Source organism: Pigmentiphaga sp. NML030171 (assembly GCF_002188635.1).
Lineage (GTDB): Bacteria > Pseudomonadota > Gammaproteobacteria > Burkholderiales > Burkholderiaceae_B > Pigmentiphaga > Pigmentiphaga daeguensis.
In genome coordinates this window covers 53150-70433 of record NZ_NINX01000021.1, presented here as the reverse complement: position 1 = coordinate 70433, position 17284 = coordinate 53150, and the positions used below count along the sequence as shown (strand labels likewise).

Here is a 17284-nt window from a genome sequence, read left to right as displayed (position 1 = left end):
TCCTTACGCCGTCTCCTGCCGTCCGGCCACGCGGCGCGACAGGAGCACGGCCAGCGCGGGCGCGATGGCGAAAGTGCCGAACAGCCAGAGGGCGGCCCGCTGGGCGCCGGCCACGCCGCCCGGATCGGCCAATCCGGCCGCGTTCGCCACCATGCCGGCCAGCGCCGAGGCCAGCGACATGGCGTACAACTGCACCGTGGTGATGGATGCCGAGGCCAGGTTTTCTTCCCCCGGCGGCGCCGCGACGAATAGCCGCGTCAGCAGGTGCGGCCAGCCCACCCCTATGCCCAGCCCCACGCCCGCCAGCGCCAGGCAATACAGCGCCAGTCCGGGCACGCCCTCCAGCCACCCGGCACGTGGCGTCAGGACCGCCATGGCCACCAGCGCGCCCAGGCTGATCCAAGGGCCGGCCCGCACCATCCGGTCGGCCGCGGCGCCGCGCCGGCCGGCGCTGCCCACCGAACCCAGCGTCCAGCCGCCGGCCATGACGGCGGTGAGGTAACCGGCGGCGAGCGGCGTCATTCCGTGGATGACCTGCAGGAAGTACGGCACGAATATCTCGGTCGTGATGCCGACCACCAGCAGACTCATCAGCGCATACAGGAGGCCCAGCCGCGCCGACAGCGAATATGCGCCAGCCGGCAGCAGCCGCGCGGCCGCGCGCCGGTCGATCGCCGCGATGCCCACGGCCAGCACGCAACCCGCCGCCACGCCGGCCAGGTTCCACGCGGCGCTGGTGCTGAGACTGCCCAGGGACACGGCCAGCACCGATACCACCAGGAGGCCTATGGTCGCGTAGGGCGGCCGCATGCCAGTGTCGCCGGCGGAACGGCTCCGGCCCGGCAACTGGACGGATACGATCGCGGCCAGCACGGCGGCCACCGGGATCAGCGACCAGAAGGCCCAGCGCCAGTGCCCTTGCCCGGCGAACAGCCCGCCCACCGCCGGGCCGCACAGCGTCGCCACGCCCCACATGCCCGACACCAGGCCCATGGCCCGTGGCCACAGCCGCGCCTCGAACACCTGGCGGATCAGCGCATAGCTCAGCGCGAGCAACACGCCGCCGCCGAAGCCCTGCACCGTTCTCGCGGCCAACAGGCTGGGCATGGACGGGGACAACGCGCACCACGCCGACCCCGCCGCGAAGGCGCAAAGCGCCAGCAGGTAGGCGCCGCGAGGACCCAGCAGTTCCAGCAGGCGGGCAGACAGCGCCGACCCGACTATGGACGCGACGACGAACAGCGAAGTGTTCCAGGCGTAGTACTCCAGGCCGCCTATGTCGGCGATCATGCTGGGCAGGATGGTGGTCACGACGTAGACGTTGATGGCATGCAGCGCGACGCCGCCGGCCAGCGCGATGGACCGCAACGCGTTGCGGCCATGGAGCAGTTCGCCCCAGGAAGCCTCGGGCAAGGTCGATGCGCTCATGAATTTCCTCCGTCCGTGCCCATGCCCCAGCCCAGGGCCTTGTACAGGGCCACCGCGTTCACGTACGAGGCGGTCTCCGCTTCCGTGGCCTCCTGGCTGATCTGGTAGTAGCTGCGCTGGTTCTCCAGCACGGCCAGATACGGCCCCGCGCCGGCCCGGTAGCGCCGCGTGGCGATCTCCAGTCCGGCGCGCGCATGCTCCGCGGAGCGCGCCAGCGCGGCCAGGCGCTCCTGCTGGCGGGCCAGCCGCGTCAACGCCCCCTCGACCTCTTCCTGCGCCAGCAGCAGCGTCTGCTCGTAGCGCGCCTGCGCGCCGGTCGACTGCGCGTGAGCGGCGCGCAGGCGTGCGCGGGCGCTGCCCAGCCGGAACGCCGGCCAGTCGACGGTGGGCGCGACTTCGAACGCCCGCGCGGCGCCGCCGAGGTCGCCGCCGCGCAGTGCGAAGAAACCGATGAACCCGCCCAGGCTCACACGCGGATAGAGGTCGGCGGTAGCCGCGCCCTCGTTTTCGGTGCTGGCGGCAAGCAGTCTTTCGGCGCGCACCACATCGGGCCGGTTGCGGATCAGCGCATCAACGTCTCCCAGCGGCAGGCGGCCCACCAGCGGAGCCTGCCTGCCGGCATCGGCCGGCGCAGCCGTCTCGCCCGGCCGCCGCCCCAGCAGCACGTCCAGCCGGTAGCGGGTCTCCTGGCTGGCCGCCCACAGCGGCGCGATGGCCGCCTCGCTGCGGGCCAGGTTGGCGCGCGCGTTTTCCAGATCCTCCCGCAGTCCGCTGCCGGCGCGGACGCTGGCGTCCACCAGCCGCACCGTCTGGCGCCAGCTCTCGGCCTGGGCCCGCGCGACATCCAGGCGGCGCTGCAAGCCCTGGTACTCGTAGTGATAACGGGCGACGTCGGCGGCGATGGCCAGCCGCACGCGGTCCAGGTCCGCCCGCGCCGCATCGGCCTGCGCCTGGGCCGACGCGGCCAGGTGGGCCAGGCGGCCGAACAGGTCGATTTCCCACTGCGCATCGAACCCGGCGCGGAAGTTCTCGAAGGGCTTGCGCTCGGGATCGCCCGTGGCCATGGCCTGCTGCTGGACGCCGCGGCGCCAGGCGGCCTGCGCGGTAACGGCGGGATAGCGGTCCAGCTCGCGCTCGTCGTACATCGCCCGCGCGCCTTGCAGGCTGGCATAGGCCTGGCGGACATCGTGGTTGTGTTCCAGCGCGGCGGCGATCAGGCGTTCCAGCGCGGGATCGTCGAAGAACGACCACCAGGGCGCCGTGGAAGGCTCGGCGGCGAACCGGGCCTGCTCGGGGCTGGCCAGCGCAATCGGGGCCACCTGCGGCGCCTCGTAGCGGGGCCCGACGGCGCATCCGGCGATCAGTGCCGCCATGGCCAGCATGGCGGGCATGACAGGTTGCTTGTACATGCGATGCTCCTCAGTGCGCCTGCGGCGCGGCGGCGCCGGCCTCGGCCAGCTCGCGCCGGCGCGCTGCGCCGGTGGCGTGGTCGCGGGCCAGCAGCGAATAGACGGTGGGCAGCACGAACAGGGTGAACAGCGTGCCCACCACCATGCCGCAGACGATGACGATGCCCAGGCCGAAGCGGCTTTGCGCGCCCGCGCCGGAGGCGCCCAGCAGCGGCAGCAGCCCGAACACCATGGCGGCCGTGGTCATCAGGATGGGCCGCAGGCGGATCTGCGCGGCGCGCAGCACGGCCTCGATGGGCGTGAGCCCTTCGGCGGCACGCAGCTCGTTGGCGAACTCCACCATCAGGATGCCGTGCTTGCTGATCAGGCCGATCAGCGTCACCAGCCCGATCTGCGTATAGATGTTGAGCGTGGCCCCGCCCAGCGCCAGCGGCACCAGCGCGCCGCAGATGGACAGCGGCACGGTGATCAGGATGACCAGCGGATCGACCAGGCTTTCGTACTGGGCCGCCAGCACCAGGTAGATGACGATCAGCGCCGCGGCGAAGGCCAGCGCCAGCGCATTGCCCTCCTGCTTGTACTGGCGGGCGTCCGATTGCCAATCGTGGCTGAAGTCGGCAGGCAGGCTCGCCGCGACCGACTCCAGGAACGCCACCGCGTCGCCCAGCGTCACGCCAGGCGCGGGAATGGCCTGGAAGGTGGCCGAGTTCTGCTGGTCGAACTGGGTCAGCTTGTTGGGCTCGACCTGCACCGACACCGCGACCACCGCCGACAGCGGCACGAGGTCGCCGTCGGCGGTGCGCACGTACTGGAGCGCCAGGGCCTCGGGCGTGAGCCGCCGCTCGCGCGTGCTTTGCGGGATCACGTCGTACGAACGGCCGTCCAGGCCGAAGCGGTTGACGTAGTTCTCGCCCACCAGCACCGCCAGCGATTCGCCGATGTCGCGCATGCCTATGCCCAGGCTGTTCGCCTTGGCGCGATCCACCTTCACCTGCACGACGGGGTTGTTGTAGTCGAGGTCGCTGTCCACCACCACGAACAGGCCGCTCTGGCGCGCCCGCTGCTTGATGTCTTCCATGGCGTCGAACAGCGTGCGGTAGTCCATTGAACTGCGCAACACCATCTGCACCGGCAGTCCCCCGGTGGAGCCGGGCAGCGCAGGCAACTGGAACGCGAAGATGCTGCTGCCCTCGACGTCGTTCACGGCCGCCTGCAGCGCCGACTGGACCTCGGCCCCCGACCGCTCGCGCTCGCCCCACGCCGACAGGTCGATGCCGCCGATGCTGGAGGCCAGCCCGTCGCTGCCGTTGATGATCCAGCGCCCCGTGGTTTCGGGCAGGCTCTTGTAGATGTCGTCCAGCTTGCGCGAGTAGTGTTCGACGTAATCGAGGTTGGCATACTGCGGCGACTTGACCGCGGTCAGCACGCTGGCCTGGTCCTCCACCGGTGCCAGTTCGCGCTGCGGCATCGAATACAGCACCGGCAGGCTCACGCAGACCGCCAGCGCCAGCGCGCCGGTTACCCAGCGGTGCCGCAGCGAACGTTGCAGCACCGCCGCGTAGCCGCGCGTCAGGCCGCCGAAGAAACGCTCGGCCAGCCGCGCCATGCGTCCCTCGTTCTGCTGCGCGGGCAGCAGGAATGAGCTCATCACCGGGGACAGCGTCAGCGCGATCACGCCGGACACCACCACCGAGCCGGCCAGCGTGAAAGCGAACTCCTTGAACAGGGCGCCGGTCAGCCCGCCCATCAGGCCGATGGGGGCGTACACGGCCGCCAGGGTCAACGTCATCGCGATGACCGGACCCGCCACTTCGCGCGCGCCGATCAGCGCGGCCGCGGCGGGCGAACGCCCTTCCTCGATGTGCCGGTGGACGTTCTCGACCACCACGATGGCATCGTCCACCACGAGTCCGATGGCCAGCACCATGGCCAGCAGCGTCAGCAGGTTCACGCTGAACCCGAAGGCCAGCATCAGCGCCGCCGCGCCCAGCATGGACAGCGGGATGGTGGCGATCGGCACCAGCACCGTGCGCAGCGACCCCAGGCACAGGAAGATCACCGCCACCACGATGACCAGCGCCTCGATCAATGTGTGCACGACCTCGTCGATGGAGGCCTTGATGAAGCGCGAGGTCTCGAATGCCAGCCGCGCGTGCACGCCGGGCGGCAGCGTCTTGTCGATCTCGGCCAGTTGCTTGCGTATGCCGTCCACGATCACCAGCGGGTTGCCGGACGGCGTCGAGGCCAGGCCCACGAAGATCGCCGGCGTGCCGTCCATGGTGGCGCTGCTCTCGGTCGAGGCCGCGCCCAGTTCCACGGTACCGACGTCGCGCAGCCGCACCAGTCCGTCGGCGCCGCTGTGGACCACCATGTCGCGGAATTCCTCGACGCTGATGAGATCGGTATTGACCCGGACGTTGGCGATCACGTACATGCCCTTCACCTTGCCGGGCGCCGCCTGGTAGTTGTTGCGCCGTACCGCCTCGGCCACGTCCGCCGCGGTCAGGCCGCGGCCGGCCAGCCGGTCGGGATCCAGCCACAGGCGCATCGCCAGCCGCTGCCCGCCGTAGACCGAGACCTTGGCCACCCCCTCGATGCCGGAGAACTTCGGTTCCACCACCCGCCGCACATAGTCGCTCAGGGCCGGCATCGACAGCGTGTCGCTGGCGAAGCCGACATAGGCCACGTCGGTGGACTCGCCGGCCGACCGTTCGATCACCGGATCGTAGGCCTGCTCGGGCAGCCGATAGCGCACCTGGTTGACCTTGGCCATGACCTCGGCCAGGGCCTGCGTGGAATCGCGGTTCAGCTCCATGCGCACCGTCACGACGCTGCGGCCCTGGACCGAGGACGAGGACAGGTAGTCGATGCCTTCCACCGAGGACACGGCCTGGGCGATGGGCTGCGTGACGAAGCCCTGCATCAGCTCGGCGGAAGCGCCGGGATATTCGGTCGTGATGGTGACGGTGGAACTCTCCAGCAGCGGATACTGGCGGATCGGCAGCCGGGTCAGGGACAACAGGCCCAGCAGCAGGATGAGCGCGCTCACCACCAGGGCCAGGACCGGGCGGCGGACGAATACGTCGGTGAACGTCATGGCGGCACCCGGTTCAGATGCCGGAGACGCGCGTGGCGGACACCGTCTCGCGCAGCGTATCGCCCGCGCTCGGCTCCACCGGCATCCCGTCGTTCAGCTTGAGCTGGCCCGAAGTGACCACGCGATCACTTTCGCGCAAGCCCTCTTCGATCTCGACCAGGCCTTCGTGGCGCGCGCCCACCTTGACCGCCACCCGCTTGGCCACCAGCCCCTTGCCCGGCGCGTCCTGCACGACGAACACGGTATCGCCGTAGGCGGTATAGGTGACCGCGGTCTCGGGCACCGCCAGCACCGAGGCCGGGCCGTCCTGGCGCTCGACCCTGACGCTCGCGTACATGCCCGCCTTCAACGCGCCTTCCGGATTGGGCAGGGTTGCCTGGACCCGCACGGTGCGCGAACGCGAGATCATCGGATCGATCGCGTTGATCGTGGCGCGAAAGCGCCGGCCCGGATAGGCGTCCACCAGCACCTCCACGGGCTGGCCGGCACGCAGCCGTGGAACGGCCTGTTCGTCCAGCGAGAAGTTGGCCCGCAGCGACGCGGCATCGACCAGGGATGCGATGGGATCGGCGACGTTCAGGTACTGGCCGGCATGGACGCGGCGCAGGCCCAGCACGCCGTCGAAGGGCGCGCGCACCGTCTTCTGCGCGATCAGGGCCTGGACCCGCTGCAGTTCTCCCTGCGCCATGTCCCGCGCGGCACGGGCGTTGTCGAGCTGTTCGCGCGTGGCGGCATCCTCCTCCAGCAGCCGCAGCACGCGGGCGTGCTGGAGTTCGGCATTGCGCAACTGCGCCTCCAGGCGACGCGCCTCGGCCTGCTCGGGTGCGTCGTTCAGCTGCACCAGCACCTGCCCGGCCTTGACCCGCTGGCCCGACTCGAACGCGATACGCGTGATGCGCCCGCCCGCTTCGGTGGCCAGGAGGACCTGGCGCACCGCCTCCAGTTCGCCGACGCCCACGTAGACCCGGGGCAATCGGGCTCGCTGCACGCTGGCGACCGCCACCTTGGGCGCGGGATAGGCGGCGGGGGGAGGCTCGTCGCCGCCCGATGCGGCGACGCGCACGCCGGCCAGGACGACGGCGGCCAGTATCGCCGTGCCCACCAGGATTTTCTTGCGCATGATGCGGACCTTGAAGGAGGAGAGGCCCGTTCGGACACGGCCGGAGAACCCGGGAACGCGAACGCAAGCCGGATTCCTCGACAACGGGACCGGCAGGGCCTATTATCAAAGAAATTTCTTGCATATTAGAGAGCGTCTTTTATTTATGCAAGAAAGACCTTGGAAAATTGAATGGTATTCCCCACCGCCGATCGCATCCTGTTCTTCATCAAGACCCATGGGCCGGTCTCCACCGCCACCCTCGCCCGCAAGCTGGACCTGACCACCGAAGCCGCGCGCCAGCAAGTGCAGAAGCTCGTGGCGGCAGGCCTGGTCGAGGGCCGCCAGCAGCCCGCGGCGGGTGCCGGCCGGCCGCGCCAGGACTGGGTCCTGACCGAGGCGGGCAATCGTCGTTTTCCCGATACGCACGCCCAGTTGACGACGCAGTTGATCGACTCGATCCGGCAGTTGTTCGGCGAGGAAGGACTGGACCGCCTGATTGCCAAGCGCGAAGCCGAAGCCAGGGCCGCCTATGCGGCGGCGTGCGACGGCAAGAGCCTGGAGGAACGCCTGCGCCAGCTGGCGCAGGTCCGCTCCAACGAGGGCTACATGGCGAGAGTGGAACGCGACGGCGCCGACTGGCTGCTGGTGGAGGACCATTGCCCGATCTGCGCGGCGGCGCAGGCATGCCAGGGTTTCTGCCGCTCGGAACTGCAGTTGTTCCAGGAGATCGCGGGCAAGGACACGCAAGTGGCGCGCGAGCAGCACCTGCTGGCGGGAGGCGGCCGCTGCGTGTACCGCATCCACAAGGTGTAGGTGCCGCTTCGCGGCGGCGCCGCCCCCCAAGGGGGCCTTTTCATCCTGGCGACGGTCCGGCGATGAAAAAAGCCCCGCCTCTTGCGAAGCGGGGCCCGGATGGCGTGCGGCGAAGCCGGCCGCTTACTGCGCCGTCTTGACCTCGGCGGCGCGCAGGCGCACGTGCAGTTCGCGCAGCTGCTTCTCGTCCACCTCCGACGGCGCGCCGGTCAGCAGGCACTGGGCGCGCTGGGTCTTGGGGAAGGCGATCACGTCGCGGATGGACTCGGCGCCGGCCATCATCGTGACGATGCGGTCCAGGCCGAAGGCGATGCCGCCGTGCGGAGGCGCGCCGTATTGCAGCGCGTCCAGCAGGAAGCCGAACTTGACCTGGGCTTCCTCGGCATCGATCTTCAACGCGCGGAACACCTTGCTCTGCACTTCCTCGCGGTGGATACGAACCGAGCCGCCGCCGATTTCCCAGCCGTTCAGCACCATGTCGTAGGCCTTGGCCAGGCAGGCGCCGGGATCGGTTTCCAGCAGGTCCTCGTGGCCGTCCTTGGGCGAGGTGAAGGGATGGTGGGCGGCGGTGTAGCGCTGCTCTTCCTCGTCGTACTCGAACATCGGGAAGTCGACCACCCACAGCGGCCTCCAGTCGCCTTCCAGCAGGCCCTGCTTGCGGCCGAACTCGCTGTGCCCGATCTTCACGCGCAGCGCGCCGATCGAGTCGTTGACGATGCGGGCCTTGTCGGCGCCGAAGAACAGGATGTCGCCGTCCTGGGCGCCGCTGCGGCCCAGCAGTTCCTGCAGGGCGGCGTCATGGATGTTCTTGACGATGGGCGACTGCAGGCCTTCGCGGCCCTTGGCCAGTTCGTTGACCTTGATCCAGGCCAGGCCGCGGGCACCATAGATGCCGACGAACTGGGTGTAGGCGTCAATCTCGCTGCGGCTCAATTCCGCGCCGCCCGGCACGCGCAGGGCGACGACGCGGCCGCCCGCGCTGTTGGCGGCGCTGGCGAAGACCTTGAAGTCGACATCCTTCATGACGTCGGTCAGGTCGGTGAACTCGAGCTTGACGCGCAGGTCCGGCTTGTCGGAGCCGAAGCGGCCCATGGCCTCGCTCCACGGCATGACCGGGAACGGGTTGGCCAGTTCGACGCCCTTCACTTCCTTGAACACGTGACGGATCATGTTCTCGAAGATGTCGCGGATTTCCTGCTCGTTCAGGAACGAGGTCTCGCAGTCGATCTGCGTGAACTCGGGCTGGCGGTCGGCACGCAGGTCCTCGTCGCGGAAGCACTTGACGATCTGGTAGTAGCGGTCGAAGCCCGACACCATCAGCAGTTGCTTGAACAGCTGGGGCGATTGCGGCAGCGCGAAGAAATGGCCCGGGTTGACGCGCGAGGGCACCAGGTAGTCGCGCGCGCCTTCCGGCGTGCTCTTGGTGAGCATGGGCGTCTCGATGTCGATGAAGCCCAGGCCGTCCAGGTACTTGCGCGACTCGATCGCCACGCGATAGCGCAGCATCAGGTTCTGCTGCATCTGCGGGCGGCGCAGGTCCAGCACGCGGTGCGTCAGGCGGGTGGTCTCGGACAGGTTCTCGTCATCGAGCTGGAAGGGCGGCGTGACCGACGCGTTCAGGATCTCGATGTCGTGCGCCAGCACTTCGATCTCGCCCGACTTCAGCGCGGGGTTGGTCGTGCCCTCGGGGCGCTTGCGCACCAGGCCGGTGACGCGCACGCAGAATTCGTTGCGCAGGCGCTCGGCGATCTGGAAGGTGTCGGCGCGGTCGGGATCGCAGACGACCTGGGCCAGGCCTTCGCGATCGCGCAGGTCGATGAAGATGACGCCGCCATGGTCGCGGCGGCGGTGCACCCAGCCAAACAGGGTCACGGTTTGTCCCAGGTGCTCGGTCGAGACCTGGCCGGTATAGCAGGTACGCATGGAATCTCCGTCTAAATTGGTGTGTATCGATGCAGGGCCGGGCCGCGCACGCGCGCGCCGGACGTCCTTGGCGACGTCAATTGCCCCGCGCCGGGGAACCCGGCGCCACCACCCCCATCGATACGATGTACTTCAAGGCCGCATCCACAGACATGCCGAGCTCGACGATATCGGCGCGCGGCACCATCAAAAAGAAACCCGACGTCGGATTCGGCGTCGTCGGCACGTAAACGCTCACGCAGTCGGCGGGCAGGTGTTCGGCCACCTCGCCGCCGGGCGTCCCGGTCAGGAAGGCCAGCGTCCAGGATCCGGCGCGGGGATACTGCACCAGCACCGCCTTGCGGAAGGCCTGGCCATTGGGCGCCAGCACCGTGTCGCTGACCTGCTTGACCGAGTTGTAGATCGAACGCACCAGCGGGATGCGGCCCAGCAGGCCTTCCCAGACCTCGAGCAGCTTGCGCCCGAGCAGGTTGGCCGCGCCCATGCCCGTCAGCAGCACCACCAGGATCACCACCGCCAGGCCGAACCCGGGAATATGGGTGCCGAACAGCGACTCGGACGTGAGCACCGAGGGCACGACGGCCTCGAGCGTCGACACGACCAGGCCCAGCACCCACAAGGTGATGACCAGCGGGACCCAGATCAGCAAACCGGTGACGAAGTAGCGTTTGAACACGAAGGTTCCAGTAGGAGCGGACGGCGCCGCCAGCGCCGCGCCCCGGTCAGGTCGAGGCCGGCGTGCTCGGCGCCGGCGCGGCGGGCGTCGACGAAGTTCCCGAATCCGAGCCGGACGAAGCGCTTGCGGCGGACGAGCTGCTTTCCGTGGACGAGGCGGCTGGCGAGGCCGAGCCGCCGGACTTGCCGCCGCTGTTGTTGCGGAAATCGGTCACGTACCAGCCCGACCCCTTGAGCTGGAAGCCAGCCGCGGTCAATTGCTTGGAGAACGTGGACTGTCCGCATTGGGGACAGTCGGTCAACGGGGCATCGGACAGCTTCTGCAATACATCCTGCTGGTGTCCGCAGGCACTGCACTTGTAGGCGTAGATAGGCATCGCCAAGACTCCTCAGGCATACCGGTTCATCCCCACGTCAGCGGGGAACACTCAAAGAGCGGCCAAAGCTATCTGGACCGGCGGGCCGGACTTCGGGAAATTAATCAAAGCCTTGAATTTTAGCGATTTTTTGGGTATTTAGCGCGACGAGGTGGAAAAACGGCGCGGGCGGGAAATATCCCCCGTCCCTAGACCGGCAGCAGGAAGAAGACCGCCGCGATCGCCGTGGGCAGCGAGGCGCCCATCAGCAGCGCCACCGGCGTGATGGTCCCGCCCGGGAAAGAGCCCTTCAGGACCGCGAAACCGGCCGGATTGGGCGCGTTGGCGATGACAGTCAGCCCGCCGCCGGTGACGGCGCCCGCCACCAGCATGGTGCGCCATGCTTCCGAGGTGCCGTCCACCAGCGAGCCCAGGTAGGTCAGCGCCGCGTTGTCGGTGACGGCGGTCAGGGCGGTCGCCCCCCAGTACAGCACCAGCGGCGACATATCCGCCAGCAGGTCCTGCAGCCACCATTTCTGCAGGCCTCCCAGCACCACCAGCCCGGCCAGGAAGAAGCCCACCATCAGCCCTTCCTTGATCATCAGCGGACGCTGGTACTTCCGGTAGGCCTCGGTATAGCCGATGAACAGCAGGAACAGGCCCACGAACACCGCCGGATGGTGCGCGAACAGCACGACCGCGGCCAGGAAGGCCACGTGCACGGCCGTCACGGTGGCCGGCACCCGGCGTTCCTCGCCTCCCGGGCCGGACGCCGCCGGCGCGTGCGTCCGGACCAGCCGATGGAAGCAGAGCGTCACGATCAGCGCGTTCAGCACCACCGCGCATGCCGCGCGCCAGCCGAAATGGGCCAGCATGTAGGCGCTGTCCCAGCCGAAGGTGGACGCCACCATCAGCACGGGCGGCGCCGCGTAGGAGGTCAGGACGCCACCGATCGAGACGTTGACGAACAGCACGCCCAGGGTGAAGTACTTGAAGCGGGAGCTGTCGATGCGATGGAAACTGGTGTCGCGCAGCATGACCGCGGCCAGCGTCATGGCCGCCGGCTCGGTGATGAACGACCCCAGCAGCGGCACCACCGACAAGGTCAGGAAATAGACCGCGACCGACCGGCTGCCCGGCACCACCGCCGCGACGGCGCCCACCAGTTGCGTGACCAGGTTCAGGATCGGCCGGCTGGCGGCGATGACCATGATGGCGAACACGAACAGCGGCTCGGTGAAATTGCGCGTGTCCATGTACTCGACCGCCGCCCCGGCGCCCGCCAGGCCCGCCATCGCCACCAACAGCACGAAGGCCCAGAATCCGAACACGGCCTCGACCTCGGACAGCATGTGCCAAAGCCCCGCATGCCGCCCCCCCTTGTGCGCCAGCGCGGCGAAGACGGGCACCGAGAACGTGTGGATGATCGCGATCGCGAACAGGACGGTGGCGATCAGCTCGATCGCGCTGACGGAGGCAGGAGTCATTGCTGGTGGGCGTCTTAGACTGGCAAGGTGCCTGTGGAGTGTAGCCCACCCCCTACGCCCTTCGGGCGCCCCCTCAAGGGGGCGATGCGGGTGGACCGGCGGAGCCGGATCCACCGCATCCTGGGTCTAGTACCGCTGTCTTGGGTTGTCGTGCCGGTGCTTCGCTGGCTGTCAGCGGTAGCAATCGTGCTTCAGTCCACGATGGTTTCCCTAGAGCCAGGAAACCGCGGATCTGGCTCCGCCAGTCCGCCGGTTTCGCCCCCTCGGGACCCGGCGCCGGGCCGCCCCAAGGCGGGTCCCGGCCCCCTTGGGGGGCTGCCGCGTAGCGGCTGGGGGCCCACCATTCTGGGCGCGCGAAGCGCGTAGGGGGGGCCCCAATCACGTCCTCAACGTGCGGATGGTCTCGTCCAGGACTTGCGCCTGGTTCTGCAGCGACTCGGCCGACGCGACCGACTGCTGCACCGCGGCCGCCGATTCCTCGGAGTACTGGGCGATCTGCTCGACCCGGCTGGCGATCTGCTCGGACGCCGACTTCTGCTCCATCGCGGCGTTCGAGATGTCGGCGATGACCTCGGCGGTGCGGCCGGCGGCCTCGCGAATGCGGACCAGCACGTCGCCCGCCTGGCGGGCGCCCTCGGCCGAGCGCTGCATGTCGGCATTGACCTGGCGCATGGCGTCGGCGGCCAGCGCGGTCTGCTTCTGCACGGCGGCAATGACCTGGGCGATCTGGGAAGTCGAGGACTTCGTGCGCTCGGCCAGGCCCCGTACCTCGTCCGCCACCACCGAGAAGCCGCGCCCTTCCTCGCCGGCGCGGGCCGCCTCGATGGCGGCGTTCAGCGCCAGCAGGTTGGTCTGCTCGGCGATCTCCTGGATGGTCTTGACCACCGCCGAGATCTGGCGCGACGAGGCCTCCAGTTCCTGCACCACCTCGGCGGAACTGGCCACCTGGCTGGCCATCTTCTCGATCTCGGACACCGTCTGGGTCACGACCACCGCGCCTTCCTCGGCGGCCGTGCTGGACGTGCGCGAGAAGCTGTTGGCTTCGCGGGTGTTGTCGGCGATCTGGGAGATCGACACGGTCAGTTGCTCGACCGCGGCCGCGACGCCGCTGGCCGCCTCGGACTGCACCTCGGTACCCTTGCCGATCTGGTGCAGGGCCTGGAGCGTCTGGGTCGTGGCCGTGGCGACCTGCGACCCGGTCGAATTCATCTGCTGGGCCAGGTGGGCGATGCGCGCCCGCGTGGCGTTGATGCGGTCGGCCATGATGTGGATCTCGTTGCGCGATCCGCGCGGCCCCGCCGGCACGTCGCGCGTCAGGTCGCCATCGCCCAGCCGCCCGATTCCCTCGACCACGTCGCGCACCGGCCGCAGCGCGGTGGACATCTGGTAATAGGTCAGGAGGCCGGTCAGGAGGCCGCCCACGACCAGCAGCGCCACCATCAACCCGATCTGCCGGTACTGCGCCGCCATGAACTCGGCCTTGGGCCCGGTCGCCACCAGCGTCCAGCCCCAGTTGGGCACGGTCTGGAAGGCGACCAGCATGGTGGAGTCGTCGGTGGAACGCGTGGCTTCCAGGAAACCGCGGTCCTGGTCGACCATGTGGTAGTAGAAGGAGCGGTCGGCCTCGGCGGCCTCTTCGACCGTCTTGCCCTTGTAGAGCGGATGGACCAGGAACTCCGAGGTGCCGTTCATCCTGGGCGTCATCGCGAACATGGTGCCGTAGCCCGCCACCTGCGTTTTCTCGATGAACTCCAGCGCGCTGCCGACGTCGTCCGACAGGTCGACCTGGAGCGTGATGCCGCCGAAGATCTTGCCGGTATCGTCCTTGAGCGGCCGCACGTGTAGCGCGTACCAGCGCTTGTTGCGATAGACGATGTTGGTCGCGGCCTGTTGGGTATCCATGGTGGTCGCGACGAAATCGTCGGCCGGAATGGGCTGGCCGGTCATCGGCGAGCCGTCCGGCCCGCGCAGCAGCGTCGCGGCGCGGATCCACCGGTTGTTGTGGCGCACGACCAGTTCGGGCTCGGCACCGGTATAGCTGCGCATGCGCTGCAGGATCGCCGAGTTGCCGTTGAGCACGTTTTCCCCGGCGCGCACGGTCATGACCTCGCCGGCGACGCCGGTTTCGGTCATCGTGCCATCCGGCGACGGCAGTTCGCCCAGCATGCGCTGGAATACCAGCAGCTGGCGTTCGACCCGCCCGCGGGAGGACTCGAAAGAGGACACCAGGCTGGAATTGATCGAACCGAGCGCGTCCATCATCTCGCGCTCGACCGCCTCCTTGCCCGCTTGCAGTCCCTGCCAGGCCACGACGACGGCGGTCACCAGCGAGACGACGGCGCTGACGGAAAGCGCCAGCACCAGTACCTGCTTGGCCAGAGATCGCTGACCCAAGCCGAGAGACACAGCCATTGTTTACCCCAAACCGTTGTTGCCGGCTCGTGCCGGTCGTTTCGTGCGCTCGCGTTCCCTTCGCGGGCGGGCGTGTCCGTGTTTACGGCAGCGGGGGCCGGGAATTGAGCATTTTTTGCGGGAGTATTGCGGGCCGGCCTACCAGGGATATCCCGGTAGGCGGCATGGGAATGATTCCTGCGGAGCGAAGCGCTCGCCCTTCAAGGAGATCCTCATGTTCGCGCACAACAAACGCCTGCAATACACCGTCCGCGTCTCGGAATGCAACCCGGGCCTGGCCAACCTGATGCTGGAGCAGTTCGGCGGCCCGCAGGGAGAACTCGCGGCCGCGTGTCGCTATTTCACCCAGGGGCTGGCCGAGGACGATCCCGGCCGCAAGGACATGCTGCTGGACATCGCCACCGAGGAGCTGAGCCATCTCGAGGTGATCGGGACCATCGTCGCCATGCTCAACAAGGGCGCCAAGGGCAAGCTGGCCGAGGCGGCCGAGGAAACCGCGGAGCTCTACCGCTCCATCACCGGAGCGGGTAACGATTCTCACCTGACCCAGGTTCTCTACGGCGGTGGGCCGGCCCTGATCAACTCGGGCGGCGCCCCCTGGCATGCCGGCTACATCGACTCCATAGGCGAGCCCACCGCGGACCTGCGGTCGAACATCGCCGCCGAGGCCCGCGCCAAGATCATCTACGAGCGCCTGATCAACCTGACCGACGACCCGGGCGTCAAGAACGCGCTGCAATTCCTCATGACGCGGGAGGTCGCGCACCAGCAGTCCTTCGAGAAGGCCTTGTACGCGATCACGCCCAACTTCCCTCCCGGCAAGCTCCCGGGCGACCCCCACTTCACCAACGTGTATTTCAATATGTCGCAGGGCGAAGGCGACATGCGCGGCTCCTGGAACGACGACGGCCATTTCACCTACGTCTCCGAGCGCGAGGAACAGTGCGCGGTGGACGGGGGCGACGGCCAGCCGCAGGTAACGTTGACCGCGGATGAGCAAGCCGCGCTGGAGGATCTTGCCACCCGCACGGCCTCCGATCCGGAAGTGGATCCGACCACCGGGGCGGAACTGGGGTCGGAAGCCGGGCGCTGACGCCCGGGCGGCGGCCCGGCCGCTAGCGTACCGTGGCCGCGGCGGGCGCCGCCCGCCGCGCGGGGCGGCCGGCGGCCCGCCCCACGCCCTCGTAGTGCAGGCCGCAGGACCTCACGTAGGCAGGATCGTACAGATTGCGGGCGTCGAATACGGCCCGCGCGCGCAGGGTCTGGGCAAGGCCGCGGAAATCGGGCGACTTGAATTCGCGCCATTCGGTCATGACCACGAGCGCGTCGGCGCCGCGGCACGCGGCGCGGGCATCGTCGGCGATGGAGAATCCGTCCTGCCCCAGGGCGCGCAGCGCGTTCGCACCGGCCACGGGGTCGTAGCCGCGCACCGAAGCGCCGGCGCGCAACAGACGTCCGATCAGGTCGATGGAGGGCGCCTCTCGGATGTCGTCGGTGGCCGGCTTGAAGGCCAGCCCCCATACCGCGATGGTGCGGCCGGCCAGGCGGCCCCGGAAAAAGCGTTCGAGTTTTTCGTACAACAGCGTCCGCTGGCGGAGGTTGACCGCCTGCACGCTGCCCAATATATCGGCCGCCGCGCCATACTCGTCGGCCAGCCGTATCAACGCGCGCACATCCTTGGGCAGGCAGGACCCGCCGTATCCCGCCCCGGCATACAGGAAGTCGTAGCCGATGCGGGGATCCGCGCCGGTGCCCCGACGCACCGATTCGATGTCGGCGTCGACTTTCTCGGCCAGGCAGGCGAGTTCGTTCATCAGCGAGATCCGGGCCGCCAGCATCGCGTTCGAGGCGTACTTGGTGAACTCGGCCGACCGGATGTCCATGCAGATGAGCCGGTCGTGGTTGCGGTTGTAGGGCGCGTAGAGCGCGCGCAGCAAGGCGCCGTCATCGTCGTCGGACGTGCCGATCACGATGCGGTCCGGCCGCTGGAAGTCCTCGACCGCGTGGCCTTCCTTCAGGAACTCCGGATTGGAGGCCACCCGCAATTCGCACGGCGCGCCGCGACGAGCCAGCTCGGCTTCGACGACTTCGCGCACGCGGTCGCACGTGCCCACCGGGACGGTGGACTTGACCACCACCAGCAGGTCGCGCGTGGCCGAGCGCGCGACGTCTCCCGCCGCCTGCAACACCTGGCCGATGTCCGCCGCGCCATCCTCCCTCGAGGGCGTACCCACCGCGATGAAGACGGCGTCGGCATCCGCCACGGCAGCCGGCAGGTCGTCGGTGAACACCAGCCTGCCCGCCGCCGCATTGCGCGCGACGAGCGTGTCCAGCCCGGGTTCATAGATGGGCAGGTGGCCGCCCCGCAGCAGATGCAGCCGGGCGGCGTCGCGATCCACGCAATGCACCCGGTTGCCCACGTCGGCCAGGCAGGCTCCGGTCACGAGTCCCACATAGCCGGCGCCGATGACGGCGAGATTCATGGCCTTGCTCCCTTTGGATATCGGTACCCCCATCCAGCAAGTTCCATTCCCCCGGCGAACGCCTCAATCTGGTTACACCTGTTCCCGCCGGCCGGTGGC

At 68.8% G+C, this 17284-nt stretch carries 12 protein-coding genes; 2 read left to right on the top strand and 10 right to left on the bottom strand.

What is annotated here, in order from left to right:
* Positions 1-3: 3 nt before the first annotated feature.
* The 4 genes from CDO46_RS05540 to CDO46_RS05525 are packed head-to-tail and all read right to left on the bottom strand — an operon-like array spanning position 4 to position 7054.
* Entirely contained in the window at positions 4-1428 is a 1425-nt protein-coding gene (locus CDO46_RS05540) for an MFS transporter (protein ID WP_087837568.1), read from the bottom strand.
* Positions 1425-2837, bottom strand: coding sequence for an efflux transporter outer membrane subunit (locus tag CDO46_RS05535; RefSeq protein ID WP_087837567.1), 1413 nt, complete (start codon positions 2835-2837; stop codon positions 1425-1427). The genes CDO46_RS05540 and CDO46_RS05535 overlap by 4 nt, the downstream gene beginning before the upstream one ends.
* Positions 2838-2847: 10 nt before the next feature.
* Positions 2848-5934: a MexW/MexI family multidrug efflux RND transporter permease subunit gene (locus CDO46_RS05530; protein WP_087837566.1), complete on the bottom strand. Its 3087-nt coding sequence runs from the start codon at positions 5932-5934 to the stop codon at positions 2848-2850.
* Positions 5935-5947: 13 nt separating this feature from the next.
* Complete coding sequence (locus tag CDO46_RS05525; protein WP_087837565.1) at positions 5948-7054, bottom strand: efflux RND transporter periplasmic adaptor subunit; 1107 nt, start codon at positions 7052-7054, stop codon at positions 5948-5950.
* A gap of 171 nt (positions 7055-7225) precedes the next feature.
* On the opposite strand from CDO46_RS05525, the gene CDO46_RS05520 reads away from it, so the two are divergent.
* Entirely contained in the window at positions 7226-7849 is a 624-nt protein-coding gene (locus CDO46_RS05520; RefSeq protein WP_087837564.1) for a metalloregulator ArsR/SmtB family transcription factor, read from the top strand.
* A 123-nt stretch (positions 7850-7972) separates the two neighbouring features.
* Here CDO46_RS05520 and aspS read toward each other — a convergent pair whose 3' ends face one another.
* The 5 genes from aspS to CDO46_RS05495 all read right to left on the bottom strand — a co-directional run bounded on the left by aspS (position 7973) and on the right by CDO46_RS05495 (position 14702).
* On the bottom strand, positions 7973-9772 hold the full coding sequence (gene aspS / locus CDO46_RS05515; protein ID WP_087837563.1) for an aspartate--tRNA ligase: 1800 nt from the start codon (positions 9770-9772) through the stop codon (positions 7973-7975).
* 76 nt (positions 9773-9848) lie between these two features.
* Positions 9849-10448 carry a DUF502 domain-containing protein gene (locus CDO46_RS05510; protein ID WP_087837562.1) on the bottom strand — a complete coding sequence of 200 codons (600 nt, stop codon included), beginning with the start codon at positions 10446-10448 and terminating at the stop codon, positions 9849-9851.
* Between the two features lie 46 nt (positions 10449-10494).
* Entirely contained in the window at positions 10495-10824 is a 330-nt protein-coding gene (locus CDO46_RS05505) for an FmdB family zinc ribbon protein (protein WP_087837561.1), read from the bottom strand.
* Between the two features lie 188 nt (positions 10825-11012).
* Positions 11013-12290 (bottom strand): putative Na+/H+ antiporter, encoded by a 1278-nt coding sequence (locus tag CDO46_RS05500; protein ID WP_087837560.1) that lies wholly within the window; start codon positions 12288-12290, stop codon positions 11013-11015.
* A gap of 378 nt (positions 12291-12668) precedes the next feature.
* Positions 12669-14702 carry a methyl-accepting chemotaxis protein gene (locus CDO46_RS05495; protein ID WP_087837559.1) on the bottom strand — a complete coding sequence of 678 codons (2034 nt, stop codon included), beginning with the start codon at positions 14700-14702 and terminating at the stop codon, positions 12669-12671.
* A gap of 214 nt (positions 14703-14916) precedes the next feature.
* Here CDO46_RS05495 and CDO46_RS05490 point away from each other — a divergent pair, with 214 nt between their 5' ends.
* Complete coding sequence (locus tag CDO46_RS05490) at positions 14917-15795, top strand: manganese catalase family protein (protein ID WP_087837558.1); 879 nt, start codon at positions 14917-14919, stop codon at positions 15793-15795.
* A gap of 22 nt (positions 15796-15817) precedes the next feature.
* On the opposite strand, the gene CDO46_RS05485 is transcribed toward CDO46_RS05490, so the two are convergent.
* Entirely contained in the window at positions 15818-17185 is a 1368-nt protein-coding gene (locus CDO46_RS05485; protein ID WP_087837557.1) for a UDP-glucose/GDP-mannose dehydrogenase family protein, read from the bottom strand.
* Positions 17186-17284 lie beyond the last annotated feature (99 nt).